We start from the raw sequence: 14,259 nt of genomic DNA, 5'->3' as shown, positions 1-14,259 counted from the left end.
TTTGGTGTTATCTGCGCTAGTAGCCTGCCACTCCTAACTTTCTATAACAAGGTTTTAGCAACCAATCATGAATTATCGCCATGTCACAAAACGCTTACCATCAGCGAATAAATGACTATACTCATTTAATGACAGTAAACGTGAATTCTGCTCTTTTAAAGTAATAGATGTCACGCCCGTATTAACCAAGCTTTTATTGATTTGATACGCAGTCTGACTGCCTTGTTGTAATAACTGCGCGGTAATAGCCGCAATAATGCCGCCTGAAGTAAATACCAATACCGTACTATCACGATTTAAATTTAGCGTTGTCATCTGTATACGTATTTGCTCAAGCGCTTGCTTAGCTCGCTCATTAAACTGCGACCAGCTTTCTATATAATCTTGATCATAATCACCGCCATGCCAGCGCCGCATCGCGTTATCGAATAACTCAGCCAAACGTGTCATCGGTACATCCGCTTTAGCAATCTCAGCTGCAATTGATGCTCGAGTGCTGAATGCTGGATCTGATTTAACAAAAACATCTTTATGATTAAATTCATCAAATTGTGGCAGTACATAGCTATCCGGCGCACTCATATCGATTGCAGGCTTGTTAGAGCTATCGGTATCAGCAAATGACTGATAACGCTGCCAAAAATGATGTGCAGAATCTTGTTGCCTGACCAAACTCCCCGTAAAAATAGCATCGATTCGGCGCTGGGTCGTTGCATAATGCTGGCCGAGCATTTGCGCTTGGATATCACCTAGCTCTGACAGCTGATCGTAATTTTCTTGTCCAAAGGATGCCTGGCCATGACGTGCCAGAAGAATGGTTGTCATAAAATACTGCCTTTTATCATAGTTTCAATATGCTGATTTCAAAAATTTTACTTGCTAAAAAATTACTCAACTGTTGATTACGGCGACTTAGCAAAATAGCCTTTTGGTAAGATACCTTTAATAACTTTTTGTACAGGCGCTGGTAATTGCTCAATAGTGGCAGCATCGACGCCCATATCTTGCAAATGCGGCTGCACATGAGTGTTAAATAACGCCTCACCTTCATACTGTGCTATCAACTTCAGAGATTTTGCATGCAATACATGAACGATAAGCCAAAAATTCTTAAACGCCGGATTGGTTGTTTGTTTATGATAGTAGCGGTAATAAATTTGCTGGACAATACCTGCTAGACGGAATAAACCAAACACTTCATAAAAAGTCCAATTATCTATCTCTAAACCTGATTGTTTAAGATAGTAATCCACCACTTCATCACGGGTCATCATGCCTTCTAAATGCGTGGGCTGACGGCGTGACTGCTGCATGATGATGTTGTCATCTTCTTCAATCCAATAAGCCAAGGCGCTACCCAAATCCATCAAAGGATCACCCAAGGTCGCCATTTCCCAATCAAGTACGCCGATAACCTTAGTTGGATCTGCGGCATCTAAAATGACGTTGTCAAAACGCCAATCATTGTGAATCAAGCAAGTCTTACTATCAGCAGGCGTATGCTTACCAAGCCACTGACGTACTAAGGCAAAACTTGGGACGTTAGGTGTTTTAGCTTTGACATAACGCTTATCCCAACCTGTTACTTGGCGCTCGCAATAACCTTCACCGCGCCCAAGATCTACTAAATCAGGATGCGCTTTATAATCTACTTGGTGCAGCTCAACTAAAGCATCGATAACATTGGTACATAATGCACGCGTTTGCTCTCCGTTTAAATCAATCCCTTTTGGCAAATTGGCACGAGGAATGATACCTTCCATACGCTCCATGACATAGAAATCGGCACCGATGACGGACTCATCGGTACATAGCGCGACCATTTTAGGTACATAAGGATAAGCATCCTTTAAGGATTTTTGGACAGTGTATTCGCGCACCATATCATGTGCTGATCTGGCTTTAGTGCCTTTTGGCGGACGGCGTAAGATTAAATCTTGGCTTTTACTTTCAGCGTTACCTTCGCCTTCATATTGTAGGCGATAAGTCCAGTTTGATGCTCCGCCTGAGAATTGGGTAACCGTTGGCTCGCCTGCTACATCGATTCCTTGGGCGCGTAGCCATGAGCTGATCGCTTTAGCATCAAGCTCTTCGCCCTCACGAACCTCGCCACCTTTATCTAAGATTTTATTAGCTACTTCTTTATCCGTAGTATTGCTCTGATTAGCAGTTGCCATAAGACAGTCCTTATCGTGTGGTCAGTTATTTTTATTGATTATTTAGGGGTGAAGAATCCACTATCAAATGATTGATAGTGGATTTATAGTTATGGTCGCCATTGAGCTTGTTTTGTATTAGTTATAGATACAAATCTAAGTTACCTTAAGATTTAGCAGGCTTCGACGGACGGCTAAAACCTTGACGCTTTAGCTCAAGTTTCGCAATCATGGTTTTATGCACTTCATCAGGACCATCGGCTAAGCGCAGCGCTCGTGCTTGAGCAAAGAAACTCGGCAGCATCGTATCTTGGCAAACGCCCATACCACCATGGATTTGAATCGCCATATCAACCACTTCTTGCAAGACTGTCGGTGCGACGACTTTAATGGCAGAGATTTCTGTGAGTGCTGCTTTGGTGCCTTGCGCATCCATTTTCTGCGCTGCGTATAGAGTCAGCAAACGGGCTTGATCAATCTTAATACGTGCTTCAGCAATACGCTCAAAGTTACCACCTAGTTGTAGTAATGGCTTACCAAAAGCCGTACGCTCCATACCGCGTTTTACGGCCAGTTCTAGCGACTTTTCAGCGGCACCAATACAACGCATGCAATGATGAATGCGACCTGGCCCTAGGCGACCTTGCGCAATCTCAAAGCCCATACCTGGGCCACCGATAAAGTGGCTAACGGGTACACGTACATCATTAAAGCTGACCTCACCATGCCCGTGCGGCGCATCATAATCGCCAAATACTTTGAGCATGCGCTCGATATTAACGCCTGCAGTTTTTGCTGGAACCAATACCATCGAATGCTGATGATGACGGTCTTTAGTTTCATCAGGGGTGTATGCCATCACAATCAAAATATCAACTGCTGGGTCGCCAAGACCGGACGACCACCATTTACTACCATTGATAATAATCTCATCGCCATCGACAACCGCAGTCGCCTGCATGTTGGTCGCATCACTAGAAGCCACCTCAGGCTCAGTCATACAAAACACCGAACGGGTTTTACCTTCTAAGATTGGCGTTAGCCATTTGTCTTGCTGCTCTTGTGTGCCATAGCGCCACAACAGCTCCATATTGCCACTATCAGGAGCATTACAGTTAAATACATAAGGTGCAAGTAAACTGCGTCCTGTTAGCTCGGCAATCGGTGCATAATCGGTAACCGAAAGGCCAGCACCTAGGATGTCATCCGGCAAAAATAAATTCCACAGGCCAGCTTCACGTGCTTGCTTACGTAAGCTCTCATACTTTTCTGGCCACTGCCAATTTTTCCAATTACCATCAGGATTTTGCTGATGACAATCTGCCCAAAACTGCGCTTCAATGGGCTCAATATGGGTTTCGATAAATGCTTGTACTTGGGCATGCATGGCTTGACCATGTTCGGTTGCTGTAAACATCAAGGCATTGCTAGACATAATGATTTCCCTATCCTTATTAATTATCTCAATCACATTTTTGTAAAAAACTTCATAGTGTACGTACGTAAACTCTGTATCGTATTTACCATTTATAACACAGCGATTATTTTTAAACAGCAAAAAGGCGCGACCCGTTAGGACACGCCTTTTACAAAATACAAACAATATATGGATTTAGGTTAGAACTCTACAGGTTAGCCATGCATTTGGCACTTACCTCTGAATCTTATTTAAGGATATTTAGACGACTATTAAGGTCAAATCGTGCTAGTGCATCTGGCAGCTTATCCACCGCCATACTGATGGTCGCTTCTGCAGCTTGTGATAGCCCTAATTTTTCTGCTAGCGTTGGCTTTTGACGTGAATGCAGCGCGTACACTTCGTTGTTTTCCATACGCTCTAACAGATAGCTGTCTGATGTCTGTAATTTATCTACCAAGTTCAAATGCAGGGCATCTTCACCATACCAATGTTCGCCTGTTGCGACTTTATCTACATCAAGCATACCGCGGTAACGATTGACAAAGTGCTTGAACAACTCATGGGTTTGCTCTAGCTCTTCTTGATATTTGGCACGATCTTCGTCGTCATTTTCACCAAATACAGTCACGGTACGTTTGTAATCACCAGCCGTAAACATCTCATAATCGACATCATGGTTTTTGAGCCATTTATGGAAATTGGGCAGTTGTGATACCACACCGATAGAGCCAATAATGGCAAATGGTGCCGCCACAATATTATCCGCTACGCAGGCCATCATATAGCCACCACTAGCTGCAACCTTATCAACACAGACGGTGAGTTTCAAACCAGCATCTTTTAGACGAGCCAATTGTGCGGCGGCTAAACCATAACCGTGTACTACGCCCCCACCAGACTCTAAACGCACCACCACTTCATCGCCTTTATTCGCCGTGCTTATTAGCGTGCTAATCTCTTCACGCAGGTGTTTAACAGCAGTGGCTTTGATATCACCATCAAAGTCGAGTACAAAAACTTGTTGCTTACTATCGCTATTTTTTTTCTTATTTTTGGTTTTCGTTTTTAGGGCTTGTTTTGCTTTTTTAGCCAGTGTTTTTTTGAATTGTTTGAGGGCAGCTTTACCTTGAGTCGCCTCCATCAGGTCTTCACGGCGTTGCTCTTGGTTTTTATTCAGATGGATAACTCTTAGCTCAACAGGGTTTTTAGAGGGATTAAAAAGCATGAGTACGATTCCTTAAATGATTAAGACGGTCTTAGTGTAATTTTATAAGTTAGGCTGATATGCGCACGCGCGCTTATCTTTTCAAGCAGAGGAACAATATTTAACCTAATGCAATTGTTACGGCACAAATACGGCTTATAGCCATCTTTACTGAGCTTTGATTGGGCTGATTCGGTTGTATAACAAAGGCAGATTAGGCATAATATACGTTTACACCAAATTTTCTGTAGCCAACGTGATGACTATTTGTCTTAATCGCGTTGTTTGCGCTTCTTTTAACTAAACTAGTTATTATCTAAAAGAAGCGTAACGATGGCTGCATTATTGTATTTCGAATTGGGCTGACAACTGGATAATTATATTATGACGCATAGCGAATACCGAGACGAATATTGCGGAGCCGTAACCGAAAGCTTAATTGAGCAAACCATTAGTGTCGTAGGCTGGGTACATCGTCGTCGCGATCACGGTGGCGTGATTTTCTTAGACATGCGTGACCGCGCTGGTATCTTGCAGGTCGTTGTCGATCCTGATACCCCAGAAGCGTTCGCTATTGCTGATGCGGTACGTCCTGAATATGTAATAAAAATTACAGGTCGTGTCCGTCAACGCTACGCGGGCACTGAAAACGCAAATATGACCAGTGGTCATATCGAGCTGTTGGCCAAAGAAATTGAAGTGCTGGCAAAATCTGAAACCCCGCCATTCCCATTGAATGATGAGAAAAGTACGGTATCAGAAGATCTACGTCTCAAATATCGCTATCTTGATATGCGCCGTCCACAAATGCAAGATCGTATGGTATTCCGTGCGAAAGCCACCTCAGCGATTCGTCGTTATTTAGATGACCATGGCTTTTTAGATGTAGAAACCCCTATCTTGACTCGTGCAACGCCAGAAGGTGCTCGTGATTATCTTGTGCCTTCACGTACGCGTCCGGGTAACTTCTTTGCCTTACCGCAGTCGCCACAGCTGTTTAAACAGTTATTGATGGTCGCAGGTTTTGACCGCTATTATCAAATCGCTAAGTGCTTCCGTGATGAAGATTTACGTGCGGATCGTCAGCCTGAATTTACCCAAGTCGATATTGAGACTTCTTTCTTAAATGAAGAAGAAATCATGAATATTAACGAAGGTCTGATTAAGCATGTCTTTAAGACAATGATGGACGTTGAATTTGAACAGTTCCCACGTATGACTTATGCTGAAGCCATGCGTGATTATGCTTCAGACAAGCCTGACCTACGTATTCCACTTAAATTGATTGACGTTGCAGACTTAATGAGAGACGTTGATTTTAAAGTGTTTGCCGGTCCTGCTAACGATCCTAAAGGTCGTGTTGCTGCCCTACGTATACCAGGCGGTGCTTCATTAAGCCGTAAGCAAATCGATGCGTATACCAAATTCGTTAGTATCTATGGCGCACGTGGCTTGGCTTACATTAAAGTCAACGATGCCAGCAACATCAATAACGGCGTGGATAAAGAATCTGGTCTACAGTCTCCTATCATTAAAAATATGACTGATGATGTTTTGGTCAGCCTGATTGAGCGTACTGGTGCAGAAAGCAACGATATTATCTTCTTTGGTGCGGATAAAGCCAGTGTAGTCAATGATGCCATCGGCGCCCTACGTCAAAAGATTGGTTTAGATTTAGAAATGACCACTTGTGAGTGGGCGCCACTTTGGGTAACTGACTTTCCGATGTTTGAAGAAACTGAAGATGGTCGCTGGACCTCAATGCATCATCCATTTACTAAGCCAAAAGGTTCGGTTGAAGAATTAAAAACCAATCCTGAATCTGCCCTTTCTATCGCTTATGACATGGTATTAAACGGCACTGAAGTGGGTGGTGGTAGTTTACGTATCAATACACTTGAGATGCAAACAGCCGTATTTGAAGCATTGGGTATTGATGATCAGGAAGCAGAAGACAAATTTGGCTTCTTGCTTGATGCGTTAAAATTTGGTGCGCCGCCACATGGTGGCTTGGCATTTGGTTTGGATCGCTTAATCATGCTTATGGTAGGCGCAAGCTCTATCCGTGACGTGATTGCCTTCCCAAAAACCAAAACTGCTGAATGTCCATTGACACAAGCACCGGCTGAGGTAAATACCAAGCAGCTACGTGAGCTTGGTATCCGTGTCCGTGAAAAAGTACAAGCTGACACCAGTAAGTCTGCTGAATAAATAATCTGATCATGCGAAGCTATTTTTTACAGTGCCTGTTACGTGATTCATTACTGTGTGAATGGTCATGAATCCGTATCATATTTTCAAAATCGTGCCACTGTCTGTCTTGCAGATGCTGGCACGTTTTGTTGCGTGGATAATCTTAAGGATGCCAAGCGCTAGTATCATGCGCACGGTTAAAATCAATATGGCACTGATTGCCCCTACGTTATCTCACCTGCAAAAACAAGCATTAACCAAAGATATTATCTACCATCAATGTTTAACCAGCATTGAGTCAATCAAAAGCTGGGCGATGCCACCTGATTGGAGTATCGCTCAAATTCGTGACGTTCATAATAAAGACATTTTACTTGATGGACTTGCTAATCCTAACGGCATGCTCGCGATCGTACCGCATTTGGGTACGTGGGAGATGATGAATGCTTGGCTCAATCAATTTGGCTCGCCAACCATCATGTATAAGCCCGTAAAAGGTGACGTTACCAACAATTTTATATTGCAAGGTCGTGCCCGCCTCAATGCGACATTAGTACCGACGGATGGTAGCGGTGTAAAAGCAGTATTTAAAACACTCAAACAAGGTGGTTTTAGTATTGTCTTACCTGACCACGTTCCTGACCCCTCAGGCGGTGTCATCGTGCCTTTTTTTGGCATTGAAACGTTGACCAGTACCCTCGCCTCCAAACTTGCTAGTAAAACCAAATGCGCACTGGTCGGATTGGCATGTATTCGCCGCGACGATGGGCATGGCTTTGATATTTATTGCTATAAACTCGATGACCCTGCCTTATATGATCGCAATACTGAAACGGCAGCTTATGCACTCAATCTAGCAATGCAACGTATGATTGAAGACAATTACAGTCATTATATGTGGGGTTATCGACGCTTTAAGCATATCCCTATGATAGACAACCCTTATAACACTGATGAAGCCAATCTAGCAGCATTCATTCGCACACATCATCCTAGTGTAGATAATAAATAAAATCGATACAGTGAAATCCGTACGCTACTGATAGACTCTCAATTCTATTAATCTTTATCAATTCTTTAAAAGTTAGCCCCTTATTTATATAAATATGAGTGCACTATGGCAACTGACATGAATCAAAATTTCCCAACCAATCAAACGCCAACAGACAGTAAAAACTCTGATCAGCGTTATATCATTTGTATGAAATGGGGTGATAAATATGGTGCTGAATATGTTAACCGTCTTTATAACATGGTGCATCGTAACCTAACTTTAGATTTTCAGATGGTTTGCTTAACCGATGACAGTACTGGTATCGATCCTGCTGTTATCTGCCACCCCATCCCTGAGCTCAATCTACCTGCAGGACCTGAGCGTGGCTGGAAAAAGCTCACGACTTTTAAGCCCGAGCTTTACGATTTAAAAGGCGTTGCATTATTTTTAGATATCGATATCGTTATCGTTGATAATATCGACGGCTTTTTCACTTATGAAGCTGAGCATGAAGATAGTGTGGTTATCATTCGTGACTGGAAAAAACCGTGGCGTATGATTGGCAATAGCTCGGTATACCGCTTCAATATCGGTATGGATACTTATCCTGATTTGCTCGCAAATTTTGAACGTAATTTTGAAACTATTCGCACTCAAGTTCGTCATGAGCAAGCATATCTGTCCAATTATTTACGTGAGCATCATCATTTAGAGTACTGGGATAAAGACTGGTGTGTCAGTTTTAAGTATCAGTGTATTGCCCCTATTCCATTTAACTTGGTACGTGCGCCAATACTGCCTGAGGGCGCAAAAATTGTTATTTTCCATGGCGAGATTAATCCACCAGATGCCATTAGAGGCGGCGGCGGTAAATGGTATCGTCATGTGAAGCCGAGCCCTTGGTTAAAGGAGTATTGGGTATGAGTATTAATAATTCTGTTAATTCAATCACTATAGTTACTGCTTTTTTTGATATTGGCAGAGGCGATTGGTCTACTGAAAAAGGACACTCTTCTCACTTGCTTAGAAACAATCAAACATACCTATCATATTTTGAGAACTTAGCTAAACTTGATAATGAAATGGTCGTATTTACAACTGAGGAAATAGCTCCTTTCGTCATAAAACTAAGAAAAGGAAAGAAAACAGAAGTTGTAATCGTCGATTTGGATACAAAATTTAAAGGTTTATTGACATCTATAAAGGATATGTTGAAAAATGCAGATTTTATGGAAAAAATACCGGAAGCTCAGCGAAAGAACCCTGAATATTGGTCTGAGAAATATGTACTCATCAATAATTTGAAAACTTATTTCGTCCATACAGCTATAAAAGAATTTGACCTTGTAAATGATCTCGTAGCATGGGTAGATTTTGGTTATTGTAGAGATACAGATACTCTAGCCAATATAAATAATTGGTATTATAATTTTGATGCCCAATACATACATCTATTTACTTTGAAAAGATCTAAGCTTTTATCGGTTTTTAATAACCCAAATTTTCCTTACAAAAAGCACCAAATAATTAATTGTATTTTAAACAATAAAGCAACTATTATTGGCGGTGTAATTGTAGGCCATAAGCAAATATGGAATGAGTTCTTGACAGTGGTAAAAGATGCTCAAAGAGCAATATATCAACAGAATATGGTTGATGATGATCAGGGGGTGTATCTTATGTGTAACTACCTAAGACCAGATTTGATTAAATTAAATTATCTTGGAAAAGATAACAACGGCAAGAAAAACTGGTTTGGAACTATGCAAAAATTTCATGTGTAATTCATATTTTTAAGTATTTATCCTTTAGATAACCATAATAGGTTTGCTTTGCAAAACGATATTCGCGAAAGGCTTCATGAATAGTCAGTTTGTGCATCCCAGTTTGTGAAATTATTCTTTTGTATTCATCTTCACTAAAAAAATTTTTCATCTTAAGTTGTAATAAATGTGGATGAGTATCATCAATAATAGGAAAGTCGAAATCTATAGTTTGTGATTCCTTTAACTCATTAATCATTACCTGAAAGAAAAAGTAATATTCGATTTTATTTTCATTTTCCCAATAAAAAAGCAGTAAATCCGTCAAGGTTTTTGCAATCAATGAGTTCGGCTTAGAAAACATAATACTACTAAGATGCTTTACTTTGAATTCATCACGCCAATTAAAGTAAAAATGCGTATCATCTTCACCCCAACTTTTATTAGGAGAATTAGGATCACGGCTGTACATAAAGAAATTATATTTAGTATATTCCTTAAGTATGCTATCTGTTAGTAAAACTGAAGCATCTAGCCAAACTCCCCCATAAACTGATAACAATGCAACACGAAGCAAATCAGAAAAGAATACTGGTCTAAAAATACCATTTTTACGTTTGTCATCAACAAACTCTGGAAGCTTTATATATTCATTTATGTTTTCATCAGTAATTCTGATAACCTGATAATCATGGGCATGATTATCTACTGAAGAAAAACATATTTCCACCATTTCCGGTAAGTTTTCTAATCCCTGTCCCCAATATTGCCAAATAATTTTTTTGCCTACTAGCTCTTTTTTGATTGGTGGAATATCATACTTTTGGATTTTTTTGTCAGCGTATTGATCAATAACTATCCTCCAGTAAGAGGCTAATTCTTCTTGCTTAATTTTATCATCATATTGATAACTCCAGCGCTTCCTTATACTTCTAGGTACAAGACCATTGTAAAATATTTTAAAAGGCTTATTACTGATAACGTTAAAGATATCTTCCATAGTCTATATACCTTTCAAAATTTTGTCTAATTTGGAACGTTTAATATTCAGGATTATTTTTTGATGTATTGGCAGCTCTTTATTAGCAACCAGATAGAGCTCTAAGAAGTATTTGTTGTATTGATCATAAGTGTTTTTTAACAAATCTTCCTGATGGTTTTTAGCTATTTTATTTAACAGCCCTATATAATGCTTATATACCTTATAAAGTAAATAATGATAACCATCATTTTTCCCTATTCTCTGATATTTCTCAACGCGATAAATGAAAGCATACAAATAATCATCTACGTATTTTTTGTCGAGATTTTTTAGAATAGACCCTTCACGCTCACGATACTTTATTACAGGCTGTTTTAAATAGCTATATTGGAAACTTTTCAATGAGATATCAGTCATATACAAAATATCTTCAAAATTCAATCCTTCTTTAAACCTTATGTCTTGTATTACCTGTCTTCTAAAAACTTTATTCCAAACATGATTACTATTATTTTCAATAATATTATCTAAGAAGCTATTGTTATTATTGATATAATTTTTATTAGCCTTGCCTATAAAAGCTTTTTTCTTTACCTCTTTTTTCCCTCGTAATGATACATAATCAGCACATAGCACATCCGAGTTCAATTTTTCTATTTGAGACATGACAGATTTATAACCACCTTCGTACATAACATCATCAGAGTCAATAAACCAGATATACTCTGTTTGGGCCATATCAAAAAGCGCATTACGTGTGGCTGACAAACCTCTATTATGAGGCGCATCGAAGATTTGCACTTGAGTATGGTTTTCAAAACGCTTGATAATAGCTGCACTCTTGTCTGTCGAAGCATCGTTCATTATTAAAATAGATGCTCTAGTATCGATTTGAGTGAGTAAGGATTCTATACACTCTTCTACATAATCCGCTACATTATAAACAGGTATTAAAATACCAATTGTTAGATCTTCTTTATTCATACAACACTCACATTAGAAACATTATAATAATTAATGGCTTGTTAACAGATCCTGAAATAATTGATAATACGCTTGAGTGACCTGTTTCTTATCATAATGAACTAAAACTTTCTCTCTAGCTGCCGTTGCTAGTGCTTGGTAGTTTGATGGGTTAGATAGAACAGTCGCGATGATATCTGCCAGCTCTGCTGCTGCTCCGACTGGGAACAAGAAGCCATCTTTTTTGTCATCAATCAACTCCTTTACTCCCATTGCAGTACTTCCCACAACGATACATCCACTTGCCATCGCTTCTAACACCGCTAGATTTAGCCCTTCAAAACGGCTCGACATAACAAATATTTTATGTTGCAGCAGTAGCTTTTCAACTTCATTACTGTACTCGATAAAGGTCACTTGATTTTGTAAATCATAACCTTTAACCAAATTATGTATTTCTTTTTGGTAACGCTTGCCCCCACTGCCAACTAAGGTAAGAGTGGAATTTATGCCTCTTTTCTTTAACTGATATAATGCTTTAATTAAGGTAACATGATCTTTACTTTTAGCATACCTTCCCACCATAATAATGTCTTTTGGTCTTTCAGTAACCTGAAATAGCTCTGCACCACCAAATCGAGCAGTATCAATACCATTTGGGATGGCTTGAATGGGAGCTTTGAGCCCCTGCTGAGATAGAACTTGCGCCACACCTTCAGAGACAGCCACAATTCTAGCAGTTGATTTACTTAGTTTACGCGTTTGGTATAGCTTCCAAGGTGTATAGCGCTCTTTAGAGTTGTGTTCCACTTGTACTAAGTGAGGTACTTTAGCTAACAGCCCTGCTCTTCGACCTAATAAATGCTCGGGGAAGCCATGAGCAACCAATATATCAGGTTGCCATTTCTCACATAATTTTTTTAGCTCTTGTACGGTTGCAATATGGGTAGCGCCAGTAATAACCCTATAATCAACATTCTTTTCTTCAAGTTCAGCGAGCTTTTCGGGTACGGTCGTTTTTTTTCGACGCAGTACTAATAGGTTTTCAGTCGATTGAATTTGATTGTGAGCCTCGACCAAATCAATAGCGACCTTGGTTGCGCCTGAAAAACCACCTGTGACAAAATGTAAAACTCTCAACAGCTTCTCCATTTATCTATCAAAAATCACCTAAACAGCTAGCAAGTAATGTACCAGCCACTATCGAATAAACCGAATTACCTATACGATACTAACCTTCTACGTGCAAATTAATATGTATTTGCCTCTATATCGCTTAATGCTATTTATTTAAAAAAAGCCAAAACATTTAATGCTTTAGCTTTTTTTCAAATACGTTTTAATATCTATATATTAATCAATAAAGCTTAACCAATCCATATACTGCTCATTACGACCATGTACCACATCAAAGTACAAGGTTTGCAGCTTTTCAGTCAACGGACCGCGACCACCATTACCGATAGTACGATCATCGTATTCACGAATAGGCGTTACTTCAGCAGCGGTACCAGTCATAAATATTTCATCCGCTAAGTAGAACTCATCACGAGTGATACGACGCTCAACAACTTTAATGCCCAAATCTTCAGCAAATTGGACAATAGTTCGACGCGTGATACCGTCAAGTGCCCCGCCTGCTAAATCAGGAGTATGTAGCACACCATCTTTAACTAAGAATAAGTTCTCGCCAGCGCCTTGGCAGACATAGCCTTGTGGATCCATCAAGATGGCTTCGTCATAGCCATTACGGGTCACTTCTTGGTTCGCCATGATAGATACAGGATAGTTGCTTGAAGCTTTTGCTTTACACATGGTCACGTTTGGCAAATGATGGGTATATGATGACGTTTTTACACGAATACCGTTTTTGATACCTTCTTCACCAAGGTACGCGCCCCAATGCCAAGCGGCTACCATGGCATTGACGCTATTATCACGTGATGATAGACCCAGTTTTTCGGCACCGAACCAAATTAGTGGGCGGATATAAGCTTCTGCTAGATTGTTCTGCTTGACCACATCTTTGTGTGCTTGCTCAAGTGTTGCTGCATCAAAAGGCACATCCATTTGGAAAATCTTTGCCGAACCTAGCAGACGCTCAGTATGTTCTTTTAAGCGGAAAATCGCGGTACGGTTATCAGCAGTTTGATAGGCACGGACGCCTTCAAAGACTGCGATACCATAATGCATGCTGTGCGTAAGCACATGAACCTTGGCATCGGGTTGTTCAATCATCATGCCATTCATCCAAAGCTTGCCTTCCTTTGTTGCCATATTCATCTAATAATCCTTATGCTAGCGCTAACGTCTAACTTTTTTTGTTGAGTGTTAAGTAACTGTTTTAATTAAAATTTTATAATGACACTGAGTGTATGTTTTAATGCACCACTATCATGTGCAAATTTAATGCGCAAATGATTATATCACCAGCACGCCAAGCAAATGAAATATTTTGGGGCTGTAGTAGATAAGGATTAAATATCACACCATTTTCTCAACGTTTTAAGCTGATTAGACGGTGCGCCATAATTGAATCTAAACTCACACTCTTTTAAAAATAGAGGGAAGTTCTTTTTATCAA

At 40.1% G+C, this 14,259-nt stretch carries 12 protein-coding genes and 1 pseudogene; 4 read left to right on the top strand and 9 right to left on the bottom strand.

Features of this window, described 5'->3' with window-relative positions; genetic code table 11:
- Window positions 1-72 precede the first annotated feature (72 nt).
- The 4 genes from FQ082_RS12230 to sohB form a co-directional block, all read right to left on the bottom strand.
- Window positions 73-825, bottom strand: a complete 753-nt coding sequence (locus tag FQ082_RS12230) for a histidine phosphatase family protein (protein WP_149493311.1) — start codon at window positions 823-825, stop codon at window positions 73-75.
- A gap of 77 nt (window positions 826-902) precedes the next feature.
- Entirely contained in the window at window positions 903-2,177 is a 1,275-nt protein-coding gene (locus FQ082_RS12225; protein ID WP_149493309.1) for a phosphotransferase family protein, read from the bottom strand.
- 145 nt (window positions 2,178-2,322) lie between these two features.
- Window positions 2,323-3,573, bottom strand: a complete 1,251-nt coding sequence (locus tag FQ082_RS12220; protein ID WP_262498224.1) for an acyl-CoA dehydrogenase family protein — start codon at window positions 3,571-3,573, stop codon at window positions 2,323-2,325.
- A gap of 247 nt (window positions 3,574-3,820) precedes the next feature.
- Entirely contained in the window at window positions 3,821-4,801 is a 981-nt protein-coding gene (sohB, locus tag FQ082_RS12215; RefSeq protein WP_149493305.1) for a protease SohB, read from the bottom strand.
- A 363-nt stretch (window positions 4,802-5,164) separates the two neighbouring features.
- Here sohB and aspS point away from each other — a divergent pair, with 363 nt between their 5' ends.
- The 4 genes from aspS (at window position 5,165) to FQ082_RS12195 (ending at window position 9,751) form a co-directional block, all read left to right on the top strand.
- Window positions 5,165-6,991: an aspartate--tRNA ligase gene (gene aspS, locus FQ082_RS12210; protein WP_149493303.1), complete on the top strand. Its 1,827-nt coding sequence runs from the start codon at window positions 5,165-5,167 to the stop codon at window positions 6,989-6,991.
- Window positions 6,992-7,058: 67 nt separating this feature from the next.
- Window positions 7,059-7,985, top strand: coding sequence for a lysophospholipid acyltransferase family protein (locus FQ082_RS12205; protein WP_149493301.1), 927 nt, complete (start codon window positions 7,059-7,061; stop codon window positions 7,983-7,985).
- Window positions 7,986-8,090: 105 nt separating this feature from the next.
- Window positions 8,091-8,891, top strand: coding sequence for a glycosyltransferase (locus tag FQ082_RS12200; RefSeq protein WP_149493300.1), 801 nt, complete (start codon window positions 8,091-8,093; stop codon window positions 8,889-8,891).
- Window positions 8,888-9,751, top strand: coding sequence for a WlaTC/HtrL family glycosyltransferase (locus FQ082_RS12195; protein ID WP_188018957.1), 864 nt, complete (start codon window positions 8,888-8,890; stop codon window positions 9,749-9,751). Before FQ082_RS12200 ends, FQ082_RS12195 begins: the two co-directional genes overlap by 4 nt.
- A gap of 1 nt (window position 9,752) precedes the next feature.
- Here FQ082_RS12195 and FQ082_RS12190 read toward each other — a convergent pair whose 3' ends face one another.
- The 5 genes and pseudogenes from FQ082_RS12190 to FQ082_RS12170 all read right to left on the bottom strand — a co-directional run.
- The gene (locus FQ082_RS12190; RefSeq protein WP_149493296.1) at window positions 9,753-10,730 is read right to left on the bottom strand and encodes a capsular polysaccharide synthesis protein; all 978 of its coding nucleotides are present in this window, start codon (window positions 10,728-10,730) and stop codon (window positions 9,753-9,755) included.
- Window positions 10,731-10,733: 3 nt separating this feature from the next.
- On the bottom strand, window positions 10,734-11,696 hold the full coding sequence (locus FQ082_RS12185; protein WP_149493295.1) for a glycosyltransferase family 2 protein: 963 nt from the start codon (window positions 11,694-11,696) through the stop codon (window positions 10,734-10,736).
- 30 nt (window positions 11,697-11,726) lie between these two features.
- On the bottom strand, window positions 11,727-12,815 hold the full coding sequence (locus tag FQ082_RS12180) for a glycosyltransferase family 4 protein (protein ID WP_188018956.1): 1,089 nt from the start codon (window positions 12,813-12,815) through the stop codon (window positions 11,727-11,729).
- A 213-nt stretch (window positions 12,816-13,028) separates the two neighbouring features.
- Window positions 13,029-13,958, bottom strand: coding sequence for a branched-chain amino acid transaminase (locus FQ082_RS12175; RefSeq protein WP_149493291.1), 930 nt, complete (start codon window positions 13,956-13,958; stop codon window positions 13,029-13,031).
- Window positions 13,959-14,152: 194 nt separating this feature from the next.
- A pseudogene (locus FQ082_RS12170) lies at window positions 14,153-14,259 on the bottom strand (IS1595 family transposase); the annotation flags it as partial.

This window comes from Psychrobacter sp. ANT_H56B (genome assembly GCF_008369245.1).
Lineage (GTDB): Bacteria > Pseudomonadota > Gammaproteobacteria > Pseudomonadales > Moraxellaceae > Psychrobacter > Psychrobacter cryohalolentis.
Note: the sequence above shows the minus strand (reverse complement) of the source record. Positions and strands in the feature narration are given on the sequence as shown.